The organism is Fusicatenibacter saccharivorans, from assembly GCF_027667425.1.
GTDB classification, from domain to species: domain Bacteria; phylum Bacillota; class Clostridia; order Lachnospirales; family Lachnospiraceae; genus Fusicatenibacter; species Fusicatenibacter saccharivorans.
In genome coordinates this window covers 1-18,036 of sequence record NZ_JAQEGR010000023.1, presented here as the reverse complement: position 1 = coordinate 18,036, position 18,036 = coordinate 1, and the positions used below count along the sequence as shown (strand labels likewise).

The 18,036-nt window shown below is 47.7% G+C and carries 25 protein-coding genes and 2 pseudogenes; 24 read left to right on the top strand and 3 right to left on the bottom strand.

Annotation, left to right across the window (positions count from 1 at the left end):
- The first annotated feature begins 2 nt into the window (after positions 1 to 2).
- The 5 genes and pseudogenes from PGS38_RS16175 to PGS38_RS16155 all read left to right on the top strand — a co-directional run bounded on the left by PGS38_RS16175 (position 3) and on the right by PGS38_RS16155 (position 4,089).
- A complete protein-coding gene (locus PGS38_RS16175; RefSeq protein WP_330421845.1) occupies positions 3 to 482 on the top strand; it encodes a PcfB family protein in 480 nt (159 codons plus the stop codon).
- Positions 469 to 1,422, top strand: a pseudogene (locus tag PGS38_RS16170) (type IV secretory system conjugative DNA transfer family protein); the annotation flags it as partial. The gene PGS38_RS16175 and the pseudogene PGS38_RS16170, both read left to right, overlap by 14 nt.
- Before the next feature lie 90 nt (positions 1,423 to 1,512).
- Positions 1,513 to 3,393, top strand: a complete 1,881-nt coding sequence (locus PGS38_RS16165) for a recombinase family protein (protein WP_118505233.1) — start codon at positions 1,513 to 1,515, stop codon at positions 3,391 to 3,393.
- A 26-nt stretch (positions 3,394 to 3,419) separates the two neighbouring features.
- The gene (locus tag PGS38_RS16160; protein ID WP_117949861.1) at positions 3,420 to 3,773 is read left to right on the top strand and encodes a TnpV protein; all 354 of its coding nucleotides are present in this window, start codon (positions 3,420 to 3,422) and stop codon (positions 3,771 to 3,773) included.
- A 16-nt stretch (positions 3,774 to 3,789) separates the two neighbouring features.
- The gene (locus tag PGS38_RS16155) at positions 3,790 to 4,089 is read left to right on the top strand and encodes a hypothetical protein (protein WP_117949863.1); all 300 of its coding nucleotides are present in this window, start codon (positions 3,790 to 3,792) and stop codon (positions 4,087 to 4,089) included.
- Positions 4,090 to 4,116: 27 nt separating this feature from the next.
- On the opposite strand, the gene PGS38_RS16150 is transcribed toward PGS38_RS16155, so the two are convergent.
- Positions 4,117 to 4,485, bottom strand: a complete 369-nt coding sequence (locus PGS38_RS16150; RefSeq protein ID WP_002596316.1) for a helix-turn-helix transcriptional regulator — start codon at positions 4,483 to 4,485, stop codon at positions 4,117 to 4,119.
- Positions 4,486 to 4,629: 144 nt separating this feature from the next.
- Between PGS38_RS16150 and PGS38_RS16145 the strand changes: the two genes are divergently transcribed.
- From PGS38_RS16145 to mobQ, 10 genes are all read left to right on the top strand, one after another.
- Complete coding sequence (locus tag PGS38_RS16145) at positions 4,630 to 4,809, top strand: helix-turn-helix domain-containing protein (protein WP_117949865.1); 180 nt, start codon at positions 4,630 to 4,632, stop codon at positions 4,807 to 4,809.
- Complete coding sequence (locus tag PGS38_RS16140) at positions 4,802 to 5,467, top strand: response regulator transcription factor (protein ID WP_014081151.1); 666 nt, start codon at positions 4,802 to 4,804, stop codon at positions 5,465 to 5,467. The genes PGS38_RS16145 and PGS38_RS16140 overlap by 8 nt, the downstream gene beginning before the upstream one ends.
- An 84-nt stretch (positions 5,468 to 5,551) precedes the next feature.
- Positions 5,552 to 6,472, top strand: a complete 921-nt coding sequence (locus tag PGS38_RS16135; RefSeq protein WP_015533989.1) for an ATP-binding cassette domain-containing protein — start codon at positions 5,552 to 5,554, stop codon at positions 6,470 to 6,472.
- Positions 6,465 to 7,271: an ABC transporter permease gene (locus PGS38_RS16130; protein ID WP_055057437.1), complete on the top strand. Its 807-nt coding sequence runs from the start codon at positions 6,465 to 6,467 to the stop codon at positions 7,269 to 7,271. Before PGS38_RS16135 ends, PGS38_RS16130 begins: the two co-directional genes overlap by 8 nt.
- Before the next feature lie 14 nt (positions 7,272 to 7,285).
- The gene (locus PGS38_RS16125) at positions 7,286 to 8,200 is read left to right on the top strand and encodes a sensor histidine kinase (RefSeq protein WP_014081148.1); all 915 of its coding nucleotides are present in this window, start codon (positions 7,286 to 7,288) and stop codon (positions 8,198 to 8,200) included.
- 458 nt (positions 8,201 to 8,658) lie between these two features.
- On the top strand, positions 8,659 to 9,072 hold the full coding sequence (locus PGS38_RS16120; protein ID WP_118012932.1) for an RNA polymerase sigma factor: 414 nt from the start codon (positions 8,659 to 8,661) through the stop codon (positions 9,070 to 9,072).
- A 103-nt stretch (positions 9,073 to 9,175) separates the two neighbouring features.
- A complete protein-coding gene (locus tag PGS38_RS16115; protein WP_117949870.1) occupies positions 9,176 to 9,628 on the top strand; it encodes an RNA polymerase subunit sigma-24 in 453 nt (150 codons plus the stop codon).
- A 10-nt stretch (positions 9,629 to 9,638) separates the two neighbouring features.
- The gene (locus PGS38_RS16110; protein WP_117949872.1) at positions 9,639 to 10,100 is read left to right on the top strand and encodes an RNA polymerase sigma factor; all 462 of its coding nucleotides are present in this window, start codon (positions 9,639 to 9,641) and stop codon (positions 10,098 to 10,100) included.
- 28 nt (positions 10,101 to 10,128) lie between these two features.
- Positions 10,129 to 10,419, top strand: a complete 291-nt coding sequence (locus tag PGS38_RS16105) for a DUF3847 domain-containing protein (RefSeq protein ID WP_110102431.1) — start codon at positions 10,129 to 10,131, stop codon at positions 10,417 to 10,419.
- Between the two features lie 186 nt (positions 10,420 to 10,605).
- Positions 10,606 to 12,051 (top strand): MobQ family relaxase, encoded by a 1,446-nt coding sequence (mobQ, locus tag PGS38_RS16100; protein ID WP_270476427.1) that lies wholly within the window; start codon positions 10,606 to 10,608, stop codon positions 12,049 to 12,051.
- Positions 12,052 to 12,159: 108 nt separating this feature from the next.
- On the opposite strand, the gene PGS38_RS16095 is transcribed toward mobQ, so the two are convergent.
- Positions 12,160 to 12,450, bottom strand: coding sequence for a type II toxin-antitoxin system YafQ family toxin (locus tag PGS38_RS16095; RefSeq protein WP_066085058.1), 291 nt, complete (start codon positions 12,448 to 12,450; stop codon positions 12,160 to 12,162).
- The gene (locus tag PGS38_RS16090; RefSeq protein WP_005924829.1) at positions 12,447 to 12,725 is read right to left on the bottom strand and encodes a type II toxin-antitoxin system RelB/DinJ family antitoxin; all 279 of its coding nucleotides are present in this window, start codon (positions 12,723 to 12,725) and stop codon (positions 12,447 to 12,449) included. Before PGS38_RS16090 ends, PGS38_RS16095 begins: the two co-directional genes overlap by 4 nt.
- A 126-nt stretch (positions 12,726 to 12,851) precedes the next feature.
- On the opposite strand from PGS38_RS16090, the gene PGS38_RS16085 reads away from it, so the two are divergent.
- From PGS38_RS16085 to PGS38_RS16045, 9 genes and pseudogenes are all read left to right on the top strand, one after another.
- Entirely contained in the window at positions 12,852 to 13,250 is a 399-nt protein-coding gene (locus tag PGS38_RS16085; RefSeq protein ID WP_097780863.1) for a cysteine-rich VLP domain-containing protein, read from the top strand.
- A gap of 113 nt (positions 13,251 to 13,363) precedes the next feature.
- A complete protein-coding gene (locus PGS38_RS16080; protein WP_119188971.1) occupies positions 13,364 to 14,098 on the top strand; it encodes a phage replisome organizer N-terminal domain-containing protein in 735 nt (244 codons plus the stop codon).
- Positions 14,095 to 14,958 (top strand): ATP-binding protein, encoded by an 864-nt coding sequence (locus PGS38_RS16075; protein ID WP_118012924.1) that lies wholly within the window; start codon positions 14,095 to 14,097, stop codon positions 14,956 to 14,958. Before PGS38_RS16080 ends, PGS38_RS16075 begins: the two co-directional genes overlap by 4 nt.
- 64 nt (positions 14,959 to 15,022) lie before the next feature.
- Entirely contained in the window at positions 15,023 to 15,196 is a 174-nt protein-coding gene (locus PGS38_RS16070; protein ID WP_431603106.1) for a transposon-encoded TnpW family protein, read from the top strand.
- A 35-nt stretch (positions 15,197 to 15,231) separates the two neighbouring features.
- On the top strand, positions 15,232 to 15,639 hold the full coding sequence (locus tag PGS38_RS16065) for a hypothetical protein (RefSeq protein ID WP_442857964.1): 408 nt from the start codon (positions 15,232 to 15,234) through the stop codon (positions 15,637 to 15,639).
- Between the two features lie 85 nt (positions 15,640 to 15,724).
- A pseudogene (locus PGS38_RS16060) lies at positions 15,725 to 16,621 on the top strand (VirD4-like conjugal transfer protein, CD1115 family); the annotation flags it as partial.
- A 95-nt stretch (positions 16,622 to 16,716) separates the two neighbouring features.
- Positions 16,717 to 16,857: a Maff2 family mobile element protein gene (locus PGS38_RS16055; RefSeq protein WP_014080223.1), complete on the top strand. Its 141-nt coding sequence runs from the start codon at positions 16,717 to 16,719 to the stop codon at positions 16,855 to 16,857.
- 163 nt (positions 16,858 to 17,020) lie between these two features.
- Positions 17,021 to 17,326: a hypothetical protein gene (locus tag PGS38_RS16050; protein ID WP_002569240.1), complete on the top strand. Its 306-nt coding sequence runs from the start codon at positions 17,021 to 17,023 to the stop codon at positions 17,324 to 17,326.
- 114 nt (positions 17,327 to 17,440) lie between these two features.
- Complete coding sequence (locus tag PGS38_RS16045; RefSeq protein WP_002569239.1) at positions 17,441 to 17,929, top strand: hypothetical protein; 489 nt, start codon at positions 17,441 to 17,443, stop codon at positions 17,927 to 17,929.
- The last annotated feature ends 107 nt before the right edge of the window (positions 17,930 to 18,036 follow it).

The window sequence follows — 18,036 nt, the reverse complement described above, 5'->3', positions numbered from 1 at the left end:
AACTGATTGATGAAGATATTTCCCGGCGCACGATAGCCATATCCGTAAAAACAACCAAGCTGACGGCGCGGGGACTGGCGTATGTGCTGGGCATGGTGGGCCGGAAGATCCGCAAGGCATACCGTGGGCGGCAAGTACCGCATGGAAAACAAAGTGTGCGAAAGCTCATGGCCCACGGTACAGCCACCAACAGCATTGAGCTATCCGGGGATGCCAAGTCCTTTGACCGCGTGGCCCGGAAATGGAATGTAGACTATGCGTTCTATAAAACCGGGCCGGACAAATACCTGCTGTTTTTCAAGGCTGGACAGGCAGACGCAATGACCGCCTGCTTTTCTGAGTATTCCCGGAAGGTGTTAAGCAAAGCAAAATCGAACCGTGTTCCCCTCCGGGAACAACTGCAACAGGCGGCAGATCAGCTTTCCAAAGAAAAGCCGAAGCAGAAAGAACGTGCAAAGGAGGTGGCCCATGAGGACAGATAAGATCAGAAAATATCTCATTCCGAACATTCCCTATCTGTTCATCCTGTGGGCGTTCCTCAAGCTGGGAACGGCCTACCGGCTGGCAGCGGGTAACGATTTTGCACATAAGCTCATCGGACTGGGCCAGACGATTGGCCCGGCCTTTGCTGACTTTGCACCCGGTCTTGCCCCGCTGGATTGGCTTGTCGGTATTGTAGGCGCAGTTGGTTTCCGGCTGCTGATCTATTTCAAAAGCAAGAACGCTAAGAAGTTTCGGCGGGATGCAGAATACGGCAGCGCTCGATGGGGAACGGAAAAAGACATCAAACCGTTTGTCGATCCGAAGTTTGAAAACAACGTGATTTTGACCGGGACGGAGTTTCTCACGATGAACACCCGCCCTAAAATCCCCGCAAATGCCCGAAACCTGAATTGCTGCATTATCGGCTCATCCGGCTCCGGCAAAACCCGCTTCTGGCTCACGCCCCAGCTTTTACAGGCTCATTCCTCTTATGTGGTGGTCGATCCCAAAGGCGGTGTGCTGGGACAGGTCGGAGCTTTCCTGCAAAAACGCGGGTACAAAATCAAGGTATTCAACAGCATAGATTTTTCAAAATCCATGCACTATAACCCGCTGGCGTATATCCGCAACGAGGCCGATATTCTGAAATTCGTGGATGCCCTGATTTCCAACACCAAGGGCGAAGGCAAGGAAGGCGATCCATTCTGGACGAAATCGGAAACGCTTTTATACTGCGCCCTGATTGCCTACATCATTTTCGAGGGGCCTGCCGAGGATCGGAACATGAATACCCTTGTGGATATGATTTCCGGCATGGAGGTCAAGGAGGATGACGAGGACTTTATGAACGCGGTGGACTATATGTTTGCCGGGCTTGAAAAGCGCAAGCCGGATTGCTTTGCGGTCAAACAGTATAAAAAGTACAAATTGGCCAGCGGTGATATATGCTCTAAGTGACTTCTTAATCATGATTTTGTCATGGTTAGTGAAGCAATCACTTAGAGCATTTTTGTTTCAGGAGGTACAGCCATGAGAAATGAAAAAATTACCCCACTGTACGAGCGCCTGAGCCGGGACGATGAGTTACAGGGCGAGAGCAATTCCATATCCAACCAAAAGCAGATGTTAGAGGATTTTGCCCGCCGGAACGGGCTGCCCAACCCTACGCACTTTACCGATGATGGTATCTCCGGCACCCGTTTTGACCGCCCCGGATTTCTGGCGATGATGGAGGAAGTCGAGGCCGGACGGGTGGAGGCCATTGTTATCAAAGACATGAGCCGCCTGGGGCGCGATTATCTGAAAGTCGGCCAGGTCATGGAGATTTTGCGGCAGCGCGGCGTCCGGCTGATCGCCATCAACGACGGTGTGGACAGTCTGAAAGGCGATGACGATTTTACGCCCTTCCGTAACATTATGAATGAATTTTACGCCCGTGATACCAGCCGGAAAATCCGCTCTGTGTTTAAGTCAAAAGGCATGAGTGGCAAGCACCTGACCGGCACTGTGATTTACGGCTACTTATGGGACGAAAAACGGGAGCATTGGCTGGTAGATGAGGAAGCTGCCGAAGTGGTACGCCGTATATTCTCCCTCACGCTGGAGGGATATGGGCCTTACCAGATCGCCTGCAAATTATCCACAGACCGGATTGAAATTCCTGTCGTACACCTTGCCCGCTTCAACGAGGGTGTGAACCGTTCAAAGCCGATCAAAGACCCATATGGATGGGGATCATCTACCATCGTGAACATTTTGAAAAAACGAGAGTATTTAGGGCATACCATCAATTTCAAGACCCGCAAGCACTTTAAGGACAAGAAAAGCCACTATGTTTCTGAGGACGAATGGACGATCTTTGAGAATACCCATGAAGCCATTATCGACCAGCAGACCTTTGATTTGGCGCAGAAAATCCGCAGCAATGTACGGCGTTATCCAAACGGCTGGGGCGAAGCGGCTCCCCTCACAGGCTTGCTCTATTGTGCCGATTGCGGCGGCAAGATGTATGTCCACCGCACCAACAATGGCAAGCGGGTTTCTCAATATACCTGTTCCAATTATACCAAAGTTCCGTGTGGGACACTATGCCCTACACAACACCGTATCAATGAGAGTGCTGTCCTGACATTGGTTTCCGACACGCTCCGGGCTATCGCTGAATATTCGAGAAATGACCGGACGGAATTTATTCACACTGTTCAGGAGACGCAGGTTGCTCAACAGAGTGCCGATATATCGAAAAAGCGCAGGCGTCTGGCTGCTGCCCAAAAGAGAGCCGGAGAACTGGAAAAACTGATTTGCAAAATCTATGAGGACAACGCCCTCGGCAAGCTGCCGGATGCACGATATAAGGCGCTTGATGCACAGTATGCCAAAGAGCAGGATGCACTTGAGATTGAAATTGCGGAGTTGGAAAAGGCTGTTACCGGCTATGAGCAGAGCCAGAAATCAGCGGAGAAATTTATAGCCCTGATTGATAAGTACGAGAATTTTGACACGCTGACAAACACCATGCTCAACGAGTTTGTAGAGAAAATCCTTGTCCACGAACGCGCCCGAAAAGGCAGCCAGGACACTACGCAGGAGGTTGAAATCTACTTCAATTTTGTGGGCCGGTATATCCCGCCCGCCTTGCAGCCGGTTCCACTGACCCCGGAAGAACAAGAAGAACTGCGGAAGAAGGAGGAACGCAAGGACAGGCTTCACCAGAACTACTTACGCCGCAAGGCCAACGGCAAGCAGAAGGAATGGGAAAAACGCTACAACGCCAAACGCAAGGCCCAGGTGGAGGCAGCAAAGGCCACAATCCGGGCCGAGGACATGGAGAAGGGCATTTTTACCACCGTCAGCCAGTTACCCAGGCAGGAGCCGCGCAAGGCCACCGTATCGGCCAGTGCCACAGTTTAACCATTACAGTGCAAAGGAGAATGAACATGAGCGAATTGACTTACACCCGCTGCGGAGATTACTACATCCCTGATCTGAAACTTTCCGAGCAGCCGGAGGCCCCCATCGGCAAGTATGGCCGTATGCGGCAACGCTACCTGAAGGAACACCGGCCCGGCCTTTATAGCAGCTTGATTTTGAGCGAAAAGCTGTACCCGCACCTGTTGGAGATTGATCGGGCGGCGCGGGAGCGGATGGACGCCATGCTGCCCCGCATGATGGAGGCGGCGGGCGTCACCGAGGAACTGAAAGCCCGTGACCCCATGCGCTGGGTGGGGCTGATGAACACATTAACGGCACAGATTGAGGAAATTTTACTCAGGGAACTGATTTGCAGCTGAATGGGAGGTGTGGGAAATGCTGACCTTTGAAAAGGTTCTGGAAGTGTTTCAGGCATATCTGGATGATGACCCTCTGTATGAGGTGGTTCAGACCAGCCACGGTTATACATTGATGGCATGGGAACCCCACCGGAATGACTGGTATAGCGCCGAGATACAGAAAACCCCAGAGGATTTACGGAACGCTTTGCTGGGTACATACGCCAACTTTCTGGAAGATAAAATTACCGGAAACGAGCGTGAACTGACTGTGACAGAAACCAGAGAAATCCAGCAGAGGTGTCAGGAACTTTTGGAAAAGTGCCGGGAACCTTGATATAGAAATGCCAGAAGGAGGCCGCGATTATGCGTCCTCCTTCTGCTTCGCAGTCTGTTCCATTTTGAGCGCCCCGTCTATGGCACCTTCGATAATCGGCAGGTATTCTTCAGGGCAGAGTTTCAGCTTGTGGCTGACCCGTTGCCGCTGTTCGCTTTCTTCCCGCATGATCTCCGGGTTAAAATACCGTTCCACGGGAAGTCCGCAGATCTTAATCAATTGGATCATCACAGGCAGGCTCGGAATTGCACCTTGATTCTCAATGTTGGCAAGATACCGCCATTCAATCCCAACCATTTCCGCCAATGTTTTTCGTGCCAGACGCTTTGCCTCTCGTGCGGCTTTGACATCTGCGCCGAAGGTTTCAAAACCGGGACAATCTTCAACTTTCGCCATATAATATCACCCTGTTACATTGTATAATTCATACTTCGCCTGTGGAATGTCACTGTATGCAGGTTAGTTGAAGTTTATAATTCATATCCCGTTTCTTGCATTGTTCGAAAAAGAGAACTATAATGTACTCTGTGGAGGTGCGAAATGGACTATATGACATTGAAAGAGGCCGCCGAAAAGTGGGGCGTGACACCTCGTAGTGCAAATTATTATTGCGCTGGTGGGCGTATCCCTGGCGCTGTGAATATGGCTGGTGTTTGGCTGATCCCAAAGGACGCGGAAAAGCCGACTGATAGACGCAGAAAGGAGTTTCAACATGAATAATGTTTTAATTATCGAAGATGATAAAGAAATTTGCGTTATGATAAAAGACCATCTGGAAAAGTACAATTATCAAGTCTTCTTCACACTTACTGGTGCAAATGCGATTGAACGTATAAAAGAATTATCCCCAGATTTAATTATTTTAGATTTAATGCTTCCTTTTATCAGTGGAGATGAGTTAATTAGAAATATCAGAAAATTTTCAGACGTACCTGTAATTGTTGTTTCTGCAAAAAGTTTAACATTCAACAAAGTCGAACTGCTACGCTTGGGTGCTGATGACTATTTAACAAAGCCGTTTGATTTGGACGAATTACTAGCGCGAATTGAACGCAATTTGCTAAGAAGTCAAAAAGATACTCCCAATCTTTGTTTGACCTTTGGAGAACTTTCCATTAATACATCTTCAAAGATAGTTACTGTTGCAGACGAAATTATTGTGCTTACAGCAAAAGAGTATCAACTTGTAGAACTACTGGCGAAATATCCTGATAAAGTTTTTTCTAAGCAAAATCTTTATGAAAGTATTTGGCAAGAACCATTTGCAAGGGATAATGATGTCATTAACACACATATAAGTAACTTACGAAAAAAATTAAAGGGCGAAGGCTGCCGAATTAAGACCATATGGGGCTTGGGTTACCGATTTGCAAAGTGAGCTTTAGATAATCTTTAGCTTTACCTTTAGATTATTCAAGGAATTGTCTGCGATACTAAATAACAAGAAAGGAGCTGTGAAAAAATGAACGTAACAGTTTTTGAAGCTATCAACATCACAAAAAAGTATCGCAATACACTAGCCCTAAATCAAGTATCTATGTCTGTAATGCAAGGAGATATTTATGGGTTTATCGGAGAAAACGGTGCCGGTAAAACAACAATGATTCGTTTACTAACCGGACTGGCAGAACCTACTACTGGCAAAATTGCTTTATTCGGTGAAAGCAATAAGAAACTTGCAAAGCAGCGTGAGCGCATTGGCTGTATTATTGAGAGCCCTTCTCTTTATCTTGATATGACAGCCTATGAAAATTTGGAGGTACAACGTTTGCAACGCGGTATTCCAGGAAAAGGTTGCATTGATAATGCTTTAGCATTAGTTGGTTTGAAAGATACCGGAAAGAAAAAAGCAAAAGATTTCTCTTTGGGTATGCGGCAGAGACTAGCTCTCGCAATCGCTTTGCTTGGGAATCCTGAATTTCTCGTACTAGATGAACCAATTAACGGACTAGACCCTACTGGAATTATCGAATTAAGAAACTTACTCAAAAGACTAAATAAAGAACGTGGAATCACTATTTTGATTTCAAGTCACATTCTCACGGAACTTCATCAATTAGCAAATAGATATGGTATCTTACATGAGGGGAAACTTTTACAGGAAATTACCGCTACAGAGTTAGACAAACGCTGCAAAAAGCATCTGTTGTTGCAAGTGAATGATGTAGCTGCTGCTAGTGTTTTATTGGAAAGCAAACTGAATACTTCAAATTTTTCTGTTATGCCAGACAAAAGTATTCATCTATATGATTATGTTGAAAATGCCGGAAAAGTATCAGCGTTGCTAAGTGCAAATAACATTACGATTTATCAGTTAGCACAATCTGGAGATAGTCTTGAAACTTATTACACTAATTTGATAGGAGGGTGCCAAAATGATTAACCATTTTAAAGCTGAATTTTATAAATTGCGTCACTCAAAGATATTGATAACTATATTAGGCGTATGTGCGGCGGTTATAATGGTCTCTTTTGCACTTGGTGACATGACTTTTTTTGGAGCCGGAGATGGAACAGAAAGTGTAATCGGATTTCAAGCTAAGTGTTATCTATCTAGTGAAATACCAACGTTTCAAACTGTTGCCCGCTCATCTCTTGCATATACAGCCTTTTTCTGGATTATTGGCATTTTATTTGCAACCATATTTTTTACAAAAGAATATAATACGGGTACAATCAAATTATCTGTTGCATACGGCACTAAACGAACTATTCTCTACTACACCAAAGCGATTACAATATTGGTGGTGTCTCTGATAACGTATCTGATTTTTGTAGCTACATTTTTCGTTATTGAAATCATACAATCCGGTTACATTCCAACTGCGAGTGAAGTAATAAACCTTTTGGGATGGGCTCTTGCTTGCGGAACGGTTTTATTAGCATTAGAAAGCATTTCTATTTTTTTATGTGTCGTTATTCAAAATACAGGGATTGTAACAGGGATTTGCTGCTTATATGTATTCAGTGGAGCGTCTGTTTACTTAATGCTATGGAGTGATATGGAGACGGTTTCAATACCCTTAAAATTTTTTGTATATGGAAATCCTATGTACTATTGGATGAATTTCAGCTCTTGTCGCACAATGGGTATTATTGAGCATTTACCATTCTATTTCATAGGGTGCATTTCTCTTTTGATTGTTGGCGGTCTTATTATGATTAGAAAAGAAATCAAGTAAAAGGGAGGTAGAATATGGGTTGGGCGATTATGTTTCTTGTTCTGATAGCATTGGTCATTATCCTTTCAATTTCTTTAATTAACTGGAAAATACAGATATATAAAGTAATCGTCCAACTAAATGCTATTCTGAATAGAAAAACGAAAAAGTTAGTTACAGTGTCTTTATCTGATAGGCGGTTAGAGCATTTGGTTGAAATCATAAATCAGATTGTATCAAAAGATAATATTTATCTGGGCGAAATTCAAAAAAAGGAGAATGAATTAAAAGAGAATATTTCTTGCCTTTCTCATGATTTACGGACACCACTAACTTCCATTCGCGGATATTTGCAACTTCTATCAAGTGCGCCTGATGAAAAAAGAGCGGAATATATTTCAGCATTATCCGGAAAAGCATTGAGATTAGAACGTCTCATAGATGACTTTTATCAAATCTCTCTTTTAGAAGCAGGACAATATCCATTTTACTATGAAAAGGTTGAGCTATGCTCATTGCTTACTGAAATCCTGCTAGACAATTATTCGATTTTCAGCGTTAATGGAATTGAACCCCAAATAGAAATACCTAATATGGACATCTATCTTAATGCTGACAGAAAGGCGTGTATTCGCATTATACAAAATCTTATATTCAATGCGGTAACATCCACTACAAATAATGTTGTAATTCAACTAATTAATATCGCAGATTCTGTACAACTCTGTATTAAAAATCCTGTTGCATCTATTCCTACAGAAGAATATTCAAAACTGTTGGAACGCTTTTATGTAGCAGATGTTTCAAGAAGTAATGGTACGTCTGGACAAGGACTTTACATTGTGAAAAAGCTATTACTTATGATGAATTGTACAAATCCAATAATTGAAATACATGACCATAATTTTATGATTACGATTGATTTTTCGCCCTTACTCATAAAGAAATAATCTGCCGGACGACGGCAAAAGAAAAAAAGCCGTCGCAAAGCAGAGGTATTTTCACGCGCCATTTCTAAATTACGGCGGCTTTGATTTTCAGAGCCGCCGCTTCTTTTTGCCTATCGGCAAGTCTACGACGACCCTAACACCGTGTAAATCCACGGCGGCATATAGGAGGATTGCCGCCGTGTCTATGCTTGCCTTTTTTCACAGTACCCATGACCTGCACCAGCTAAAAAAAGCCTGTTCCCAGCAGCGGAGCAATGCGGTCAGAAGTATGCACTATACCATGTAACTAAACAGCAAAATATACTCTATTACGCTCGTATGGCTTTATGCCGTCCGGGCGCTTTTTTGTCCCTGTGGAGCCGGAACATCGGGTCAGCATGGCCCGAACTTTATCCCCGGTGCCGCTCCCCGCCGCCCCATGCAGATTTACCCAAAAAATCTGAATGGAGGAAAGGCAGATGGAAGTTACCATCAATTATAACGGACAAGCTGTGGCCGTGGAGGTCACGCTGGAAGTCTATGAATTTCTTGACCAGGCCGATCATAAAACGGAGAATCTGTTCCATGAACAGCGGCGGCATTGGGATGGCCGGGAGTTTGACGAGTACATCATTACCACCGAGGGTGTAGGGGTCTACGGCGAAACGCCGGAGGAATACCTTTGCCGCATGGAAACGCTGCATGAGCTGATGGCTGTTCTGGACACCTGTACCGAGGCCCAGCGCCGCCGGTTCCTGCTCTATGCGCTTGACGGGCTGAGCCTTGCAGAGATCGGTGTGCTGTGCGGCTGCTCCAAAGTGGCTGTTTATCAAAGTGTGGAGGCGGTCAGAAAAAAATTTATAAATTTCTTTGAGAACAGGCTTAACGAATGACCTGTTTTCTGGCTACCAAGTGAAAGGGATTATTTCCCTTATCTCAGCGAGGGGCGGACAGCGGACGAGCTGTCCGCCTCTCCGATTTTCAGGAGGTAAGCCTATGAAAACAATCAATCTGCGGTGGATGTATCCCCACTACCGGCATGACGAGTTTGTGGATGTTACGGACGAGGTATGGGCAGCGATGTATCAGGCCAAGCGGGAGATGGAGAACTATGAGCGTCGGAAAGTCTACCACCGCGCCTACTACTCTCTGGACGCATACAGCTGGCTGGAAAATTACGCACTGGAACACAGCAGATCGCCGGAAGATATTTTGCTGGAACGAGAAGAAATGACCACCCGCCTATACCTGATTGCAGCTCTGCCGGTGGCTCTGGCTCATGCCACTCCGACACAGGCCCGCCGTGTTCACGCCTACTACATTGCTGGTATCAAGCAGCCGGAAATCTCTCGGATAGAGGGCGTCCACAGCAGCAAGGTCAGCGTTGCCATCCACCGGGGGCTGCGGAATATGCGCCGCTGCTATGATGACCTTTTTCAAACAGAGTGAGGGCGTGCCTATGCAGACCATCAATCTCAAACAATATTATCCATTTTGCAAAGAGGACATTTTTGTGGAGGTGTCCGATGAGATCGTCGAAACGTTTCTTCTGGACAAGAGAGCCGAGGCCACCAGAGATCGCAGGATGTTCCGGTATAAGGCGTTTTATTCCCTCGATTGTAACGATGGAATCGAAAATGCCGCCATCGGCTGGGCGCAGCCATCGCCGGAGGACTACCTGATAGAAAAAGAAGAATTAGCCGAATACGAAGAACTGATACGGCGATTGTATGAAGCCATTTCCTCCCTGCCGCCTATGCAGGCTCGCCGTGTTCACGCCCGCTATATTCTGGATATGAAAGTGAAAGATATTGCCGCAATGGAGGGTATCACGCCATCACAGGCGGGAAAATCCATCCATGCCGCACTGCGGAGGCTGCGCCGGTACTTTGCTCGACAGAAATGGACGGTCAATCTATGAGTATTTTCAAAGAAAAGAGGTGCCTGACATGAACGAAAAAATTACAGCCCACCCCCAAAAAGAAGAACGGGAGAAAGTCCTGAAGGAGATTCGGCAGCTTGAAAACCGAAAGAAGATTTTGGAGAACAAGCAGCGGAATGAAGAACGCAGGGTTCGCACCCGCCGCCTGATTGAGCGTGGGGCCGTTTTGGAGGGCATTTTCCCTCTGGCCCCCGACCTTCCCGGCGTAGAGGTCAAAGCGTTCCTGATTGCCCTGTCCCATCTTCCGGGGGCGGAAGAACTGGCCGCAAAACTGCCGAAATCCGGGGACAAGCCGTAAGTCCCTTGTTTACAAGGGCGCACTTATACACCGTTGCCGGTGCTGTGCGCCCTGCCGGGGGCGTTGCGTACTTCGTCCGCGATGGGGAGCTACACTCCCCAAACCCCTTGTGCGCTCTGCGAAGCCAAACACCCGCTTTGCGTTTGTTTGGATCCACAGAGCCTGTTATCCCCTCACTGAAAGGAGGTGTTCCCCATAGATTTCTGTCATATCCCCGTCAGTATCATCAAGCGCAGCGCAGGCCGTTCTGCTGTTGCCGCAGCTGCTTACCGCAGCGGAACCAAGCTGACAAATGAATGGGACGGAATGACCCACGACTACACCCGGAAAGGCGGCATTGTCCATGCGGAGATCATGCTGCCCGCCCACGCGCCGCCGGAATTTGCAGATCGTTCTATCCTCTGGAACAGCGTGGAGCAAATCGAGAAAGCAAGGGACAGCCAGCTTGCCCGCGAGATCGAGGCAGCCCTGCCCCGTGAACTGTCCGATGAACAGCAGCTTGCCCTTGTGCGCGCCTATGTGAAGGACAACTTTGTAGACAAAGGAATGTGCGCCGACTTTGCTATCCATGACAAGGGAACCGGCAACCCTCATGTCCATATCATGCTGACGCTCCGGCCTTTGAAAGAAAATGGACAGTGGGGCGCAAAGTGCCGCAAGGCATACGATCTGGACGAGAATGGACAGCGTATCCCGGATGGGAAAGGCGGCTGGAAAAATCACAGAGAGGATACAACCGATTGGAACGATAAAGGAAATGTGGAGATTTGGCGGGCAGCGTGGGCGGCCTACACCAATCGAGCGCTGGAATCTGCCGGCAGACCGGAACGCATTGACCATCGCAGCTACAAGCGGCAGGGCATTGATAAAATTCCCTCTGTCCATCTGGGGCCAGCCGCCAGCCAAATGGAAAAGCGCGGCATCCGCACCGACAAGGGGGAAGTCAACCGGCAGATCGCCGCCGACAACAAGCTGCTGAAAGAAATCAAGGCCCGCATTACCCGCCTCTACAACTGGTCGAAGGCCGAGGCCGAGAAGCCGGAGGGCCAGCAGCCCAGCATGATTGACTTGTGGGAGGCCCAGCAGCAGCTCAAGCGGCCCGACACCCGCACCGGCAAAATCCGGGCTTTACAGGAGAGCGCCGCCCTGTTCAGCTTTTTGCAGGCAAACGGCATCCAATCCATGCAGCAGCTCCATGAAAAAATCGCAGATATGAACACCCGTTACTATGACCTGCGGGGAAAAATCGTCAAGGCCGAGCGCCGGATCGCCACCCTTACCGAGCGCGGGGAGATGTGGGAACAGTACAACCAGTACAAGTCCATCCACAAGCAGCTTGCCAAAGTAAAGCCGGAAAAACGGGAACAGTTTGAACAGCGCCACAGTCGGGAACTGATTCTGTATGACGCAGCGGCCCGGTATCTGAAAGAACTGAAAGACAGCGGCGAGGGGATCACCCCGAAGGCATGGCATCGGGAGATCGACCAGCTGGCCGCCGAAAAGCAGGCGGACACGCTTGCCATGAAATCCATGCGGGAGGATTTGAAAGCAGTGGAACGGCTCCGCAAAACCGCCGAGCAGCTGTCCAGACAGGAACGGGACAAGTCTCACGACCGGGAGCCGGAGCGGTAAAGGCTACCGCGTTTTGGCGTACCCCCTGTCAAGTGCGTCGCGTTTCACGACATACTTTTGTATACAGAAAAACCGCCGTGCAGGTTTCCCCATACGGCGGCAGACTGTTTATTTGCCGAACAAGTCGCTGTGTGTGCCGGTGCGGGCCAGCGTCAGCACCAGAACATCATCTTCTATGCGGTAGACAAGCAGCCAGTCCGGGAGAATGTGACATTCCCGATGGCCTGCCCAATCGCCGGACAGGTCATGGTCACGGTTCTTATCCGGCAGCGGTTCGCCCATCGCCAGCAACGCTACGACCTGCTCCAGCACCTCGATCTTCAAGCCACGCTTGATGGCTCGTTTGTAGTCTTTTTTGAAACTGGTCGTGTACTTGACGGTATATTTGGTTTCTTTCATCTTTTCAGGTCAGCAAATAACTCGTCAAGGTCATTGTAGCCCTTTACAGACGGGTCTTTTGCAATCCTTTCCGCTTCCAGCATGGCAGCAACCGTTTCTTTGTTCGGCTGTTCCAGCCTTACCTCAAAGGGAATGCCGCCTTCACGAAGCGACTGGCGCACAAAGATGTTAAACGCCGTAGTCAGGTTCATGCCAAGTTCAGTAAACAGTGCGTCCGCCTGCGCTTTCAAATCTGCGTCCATGCGGATACTGATGTTTGTGGTATTTCCAGCCATACGATCAACCCCTTTCTGCTGGCAATTATAGTATATGCCATTTGCACGAAGAAAACAATACTTTGCACGAATATTTAACAATAAATTCATTTAAGGAGGTTACCGACTTTATGAAAGAAATCATTTATGAAGAACAATAAGTCTGAACCTATCCCCGTCATGGATTACCGCCAGTACCGCAGAGTGCGGAGGCTGGTGCATGAGTGCTGTAACTACATCGACGGAAACTGTATCGCCCTGGACGATGGGGAGGAATGTGTCTGTGTCCAGTCTATTTCCTACTCCCTGTTGTGCAGGTGGTTTCGGGCGGCGGTATTGCCGCAGGATAAGGAACTGGAAACGGCGCTGTTCCACCGGCTGAATGCGAAGAAGTGCGCCGTATGTGGGGCGCTGTTTACCCCCGGTTCCAACCGGGCCAAATACTGCCCGGAATGTGCCGCACGCATGAAGCGGATCAACGCCGCAAAGCGCAAGCGGAAACAACGGGAGAAATGTCACGCTTTAGGGGCTGAAAAACCCTTGTAAATCAAGGCTTTTTTCGAGGGTGTCAAAGGCAGGCTGATAGATTTATCCTCTGACCCCTAAAACGGCCTTAAAATGCGTACAGAATCCCAAGAGAAACCCCAAGGAGGAACCCTATGTCAGACAACCGAAAATATTATTACCTGAAACTCAAAGAAAACTATTTTGACGATGATTCCATCGTGCTGCTGGAAAGTATGCAGGATGGTGTGCTGTATTCCAACATTCTGCTCAAGCTGTATCTGAAATCGCTGAAACATGGTGGACGGCTTCAACTTGACGAGGACATTCCTTACACGGCGCAGATGATCGCCACCATTACCCGCCAGCAGATCGGCACTGTGGAGAGAGCCTTGCAGATCTTTTTGAAGCTGGGTCTTGTGGAAGTGCTGGAGAGCGGCACATTCTACATGAGCAACATCGAACTTTTAATCGGCCAGTCCTCTACCGAGGCTGAGCGAAAGCGGGCGGCGAGGCTCCAAAATAAGGCTCTTTCCGCGCCCCGGACAAACGGCGGACATTTGTCCGACATTCGTCCACCAGAGATAGAGATAGAGTTAGAGAAAGAGATAGAGATAAAGAGAGAGATAGAGAAGGGACGCTCCGCCCGCGCCTATGGCCGTTACCAGAATGTTTTCCTGACGGACGAGGAAATGGCAGACTTGCAGACCAGCTTTCCCACTGTATGGGGCCAGTACATCGAAAAACTGTCCGAGTACATGGCTTCTACCGGCAAGCGTTATCAGAGCCATGCAGCGACCATCCGGCGCTGGGCCGGTGAGGACGCGAAGAAAGCAGCCCCGCCCTCTCGCAACCGGGATTACAGCGTAAAGGAGGATGAAACCGTATGATTGAGATTACCGCAGAAATCCGGGCGCTGATCGACAAGGCAGCCGCCGGTGTGGAACTGGCCGGGGACGAGTACATAGACCCGGCAGACGGTCTCATCCACTGTAAGAAATGCGGCGGCCAGAGGCAGACTGTTGTGCCATGCTTCGGGAAATCCGGCTACTTTATGCCGCGCTGCATCTGCCAGTGCCAGCGGGAGGCTGAGGAGCAGCGCAAGGCTGCTGAAGAACGGCAGCGCCGCATGGAGCGTATCAAACGCCGAAAGGCACAGGGTTTGCAAGACCGTTATCTGTACGACTACACCTTTGCCAACGACAACGGCCAAAATCCTCTGATGGACAAGGCCCGCGCCTACGTGGAGAACTGGAAGGAGGCATACAGGAACAACACCGGCCTGCTTCTGTTTGGGGATGTGGGAACCGGCAAGTCCTTTTTCGCCGGTTGTATCGCCAACGCCCTGCTTGACCGGGATGTGCCGGTGCTGATGACGAACTTTCCCACCATCCTGAACCGTCTGACGGGCATGTTTTCCGAGGACAGGGCCGACTTTATCGCCAGCTTTGACGAATATGACCTGCTTATCATTGACGATTTGGGTGTAGAGCGCAGTACAGAATATGCTATGGAGCAGATGTTTTTCGTCATCGACAGCCGCTATCGCAGCCGCAGACCCATGATTATCACAACAAACTTGAAACTGTCCGAGTTGAAAAACCCGCCTGATCTGGCTCACGCCCGTATCTATGACCGTATTCTGGAACGGTGTGCGCCGATTCTCTTTGACGGGAAGAATTTCCGGGAAGAAAATGCCGGTGCTACCCGACAGGCGGCAAAAGACATTGTAAACAGTAAGCACGATTGATTTTTTACCGGGCGGCACAGACCCGTTCGGAGAAAGGAGCGCCATGAACAAAGAACCCCGTACTATGCAGGCGGCAGATGCCGCTACTGCGTCCAGAGCGCCGGAAAACACGCCGGCGATGGTAAAGAAAATCGGAAAGACAACCTACAAGGTTCATGTCCATTTCAGCAATACCAGCACAGAAACCATGAGCGATAAAATCAAGCGTATGCTCAAAAATGAAATTCAGCAGATGTGACAGACTGATAAACGAAGCCGTCTTGTGCTAAACTGATGATGGTACGCACCAAAATTTTTGTCAAGGAGGACACGAAAATGCTTTACACAGAAAAAGAGAAGCATGAAATTGAACGAGTAAAGGAGGTCTTTGCGGAACATCTGCGGCAAAGCCCTGATTTTGAACTGCTCTGGTCGGACAAGGTAGGCTATGTCTGGCTGGCGATTGGCGTCAATCCAGTCTATGTGGATACCGGTATCAGAATCGAATCAGCCGCCGATCTCTGCGGCAGGTGTTTGGATGATGTTGCTACGGATGTTTTATATATGACAGGCAACGATCATGCACTGGAAGCAGCCGATCCGCTGGAATTGGCCGAAATTAAGCGGCGCTGGGAGCCATATATCAACCAGCTGCCAGACTATGCGTATCTCTGCAAAGATCTGCTGAACGGAAAAATGTAATCTATCAAACGAGGTGTCAGGAGCCATACGGTGCTTCTGGCACCTTTTTTGTAGATTTTTGTGAATTTGATTAAAAAGTCCTTGACAATTTGTCTCTGGCAAGACGGCAAAAAGCATTTTAATTTCCTGCGGTGCGCGGCTGGCTCCCTTTGACATCCCGCAGCTTCGTGAAGTCATGGCCTATGACGAATTGGAGCTTGACCGCATCGGAGATCGGAAAACGGCGGTATTCTTCATCATTTCCGATACCACGCAGACCTACAACTTTTTAGTGGCACTTGCATTTTCGCAGATGTTCAACCTCCTGTGTGAACGGGCGGACAATGTTCACGGTGGCCGCCTGCCGCACCATGTACGGGTGCTGTGGGACGAGGCAGCCAACACGGGACAGGTGCCCCAGCTCGAAAAGCTGGTCGCGGTTATCCGCTCCCGCGAGGTGAGTCTTTGCCTGCTGTATCAGCAGTTGGCACAGTGCAAGGCCATTTACGATAAGCACGCCGAGACAATCCTCGGCAACATGGACAGCGTGGTGTTCCTTGGTGGCCGCGAAGCCAGCACCATCAAGGAAATATCCGAGAACTGGCTGGGAAAAGCCACAATCAGTATGCAGACCGACAGCCGCTCCCGTGGTCAGTCGGAAAGCTACAGTCAAAATACCCAGCGGCTGGGCCGGGAACTGATGACCCCAGCCGAACTTGCAACCATGCCGGGAGATAAATGTATTTTGCAGCTTCGGGGCCTGCCCCCGTTCTTCTCTCCCAAGTATGATCTGAAACGGCATCCGAACTACCGCTATACGGCGGAGGCCGATAAACAGAAAAACGCTTTTGACCTCGACAGGCTCATTAACCGCCGCAGGCGGCCCGGTCTGAACGAGGCGTGTACGATGTATGAGGTGACTGTGCCGGACGATGCACTCACGGAAGAGGACGAGGACATCCTCAACTATGATGACATCGACGATCCAGACGCCTTTGCATAAATGCTTCGAGACAAAGTGTCCCGAAGTTTGTAACCTGCCGCCTGCATGGGCGGCTTTTTTGTTACCGGGAAAATCCCGGAGAAATGGAGGCTTATATGGCATTTTTCTCATCTGCAATCGACACTTTACAGACCCTCGTTATTGCTCTCGGTGCTGGCCTTGGCGTGTGGGGCGTGGTTAATCTGCTGGAGGGCTACGGCTCGGATAACCCGGGCTCCAATGCTCATGTGCGGTAAAGTAATAAAAAGATTTAGGTAGCCGCCTTAACTATTCCTAAATAAGATAATATGCACAGTATTTTCTCGTAAATAGAAAATAAATTATTGCATTTTACCAATTATTATGTTAAAATGACAATGTAACAAAGAGCTATGTATTTTTAAGGAAAGGGAGGAACTTATGAATTTAAGAAAATCTATTTTAGCACTTTCAGTAGTAGCTGGAATTGTAGCTGCTCCAATGACTGTATTTGCCGCTCATACTCATAGTTGGGGTTCTCCCCAGTACTATGGATATGAAGATGAAATGCCTGGTATATATGATGACTGGGATAAATGTGCGACACGTCATGTATATAATTACAAACAATGTTTAATTTGTGGAGAAGTAAGCATTTATGAAGTTGAGACGATTGAAATGTCTCACAAATGGGTGAATGGTGCATGTGTATATTGCAACAAAGGTTACGCGAAAGAGATAAATTAACATAGTATCATTACCGGCAAGTTTATGATCAAAAAATAGAAAGCATTGAGAATATTTCAAAATTTCTTGAAAGTACTCTCAGTGCTTTCTTTGATAATATGAAAGGAGAAATAAATGCAAAAAAAACAACTTTCTGTATTAGTACTAATTATTTTATGCTTTTTATTAGGATGTAACAGAGAAACACCAAAAGATGAATCTCAACAAAATTATGAAGATGAATCTAATATTTCTAAAACAAATGGAGAAGAACTTGTAAATATAAACAGTGAATTGTTAGGTTCGACTCCTTTTGATATCCAAATCGATAAAACAGCATTGCAGACTAGAAAAGAAACAGAAACAGAAGTTACAATAAAGACAAATTTAACAGACTGGGGTTATACTGTTTCTTCTGAAAAAGGGAAAATATCTGATATAAATAAAAATTCATTCATATATATAGCACCTAAAGATGAGAGGGATGATACTATAAAAATACAATTATCGGACTATGAAAATGGCATATCATATGAATATACAATTCCACTTATTTTTGCGGGAAACAATGAACATTCTTTAGATAAATTCAAGGAAAATCTTTCAAGATTACCTAATAGTTAGTAAAGAGTCGATAGACTAAAGTACCACCATCCTCTTTTATTTCAACTGAATATCCATCCCGCCGCACCGCAGCGGCACATGAAGCAGTAAATCCGAAAAAGATTTGC

Coding starts and splice junctions, on each gene's coding strand:
- PGS38_RS16130 (WP_055057437.1), top strand. CDS start 6,465: ATGATTAACCATTTTAAAGCTGAATTTTATAAATTGCGTCACTCAAAG.
- PGS38_RS16085 (WP_097780863.1), top strand. CDS start 12,852: ATGAAGAACAATAAGTCTGAACCTATCCCCGTCATGGATTACCGCCAG.
- PGS38_RS16140 (WP_014081151.1), top strand. CDS start 4,802: ATGAATAATGTTTTAATTATCGAAGATGATAAAGAAATTTGCGTTATG.
- PGS38_RS16075 (WP_118012924.1), top strand. CDS start 14,095: ATGATTGAGATTACCGCAGAAATCCGGGCGCTGATCGACAAGGCAGCC.
- PGS38_RS16055 (WP_014080223.1), top strand. CDS start 16,717: ATGGCATTTTTCTCATCTGCAATCGACACTTTACAGACCCTCGTTATT.
- PGS38_RS16080 (WP_119188971.1), top strand. CDS start 13,364: ATGTCAGACAACCGAAAATATTATTACCTGAAACTCAAAGAAAACTAT.
- PGS38_RS16095 (WP_066085058.1), bottom strand. CDS start 12,450: ATGAAAGAAACCAAATATACCGTCAAGTACACGACCAGTTTCAAAAAA.
- PGS38_RS16145 (WP_117949865.1), top strand. CDS start 4,630: ATGGACTATATGACATTGAAAGAGGCCGCCGAAAAGTGGGGCGTGACA.
- PGS38_RS16115 (WP_117949870.1), top strand. CDS start 9,176: ATGAAAACAATCAATCTGCGGTGGATGTATCCCCACTACCGGCATGAC.
- PGS38_RS16150 (WP_002596316.1), bottom strand. CDS start 4,485: ATGGCGAAAGTTGAAGATTGTCCCGGTTTTGAAACCTTCGGCGCAGAT.
- PGS38_RS16045 (WP_002569239.1), top strand. CDS start 17,441: ATGCAAAAAAAACAACTTTCTGTATTAGTACTAATTATTTTATGCTTT.
- PGS38_RS16120 (WP_118012932.1), top strand. CDS start 8,659: ATGGAAGTTACCATCAATTATAACGGACAAGCTGTGGCCGTGGAGGTC.
- PGS38_RS16065 (WP_442857964.1), top strand. CDS start 15,232: ATGATGGTACGCACCAAAATTTTTGTCAAGGAGGACACGAAAATGCTT.
- PGS38_RS16125 (WP_014081148.1), top strand. CDS start 7,286: ATGGGTTGGGCGATTATGTTTCTTGTTCTGATAGCATTGGTCATTATC.
- PGS38_RS16090 (WP_005924829.1), bottom strand. CDS start 12,725: ATGGCTGGAAATACCACAAACATCAGTATCCGCATGGACGCAGATTTG.
- PGS38_RS16160 (WP_117949861.1), top strand. CDS start 3,420: ATGAGCGAATTGACTTACACCCGCTGCGGAGATTACTACATCCCTGAT.
- PGS38_RS16050 (WP_002569240.1), top strand. CDS start 17,021: ATGAATTTAAGAAAATCTATTTTAGCACTTTCAGTAGTAGCTGGAATT.
- PGS38_RS16165 (WP_118505233.1), top strand. CDS start 1,513: ATGAGAAATGAAAAAATTACCCCACTGTACGAGCGCCTGAGCCGGGAC.
- PGS38_RS16070 (WP_431603106.1), top strand. CDS start 15,023: ATGCAGGCGGCAGATGCCGCTACTGCGTCCAGAGCGCCGGAAAACACG.
- PGS38_RS16110 (WP_117949872.1), top strand. CDS start 9,639: ATGCAGACCATCAATCTCAAACAATATTATCCATTTTGCAAAGAGGAC.
- PGS38_RS16105 (WP_110102431.1), top strand. CDS start 10,129: ATGAACGAAAAAATTACAGCCCACCCCCAAAAAGAAGAACGGGAGAAA.
- PGS38_RS16155 (WP_117949863.1), top strand. CDS start 3,790: ATGCTGACCTTTGAAAAGGTTCTGGAAGTGTTTCAGGCATATCTGGAT.
- PGS38_RS16135 (WP_015533989.1), top strand. CDS start 5,552: ATGAACGTAACAGTTTTTGAAGCTATCAACATCACAAAAAAGTATCGC.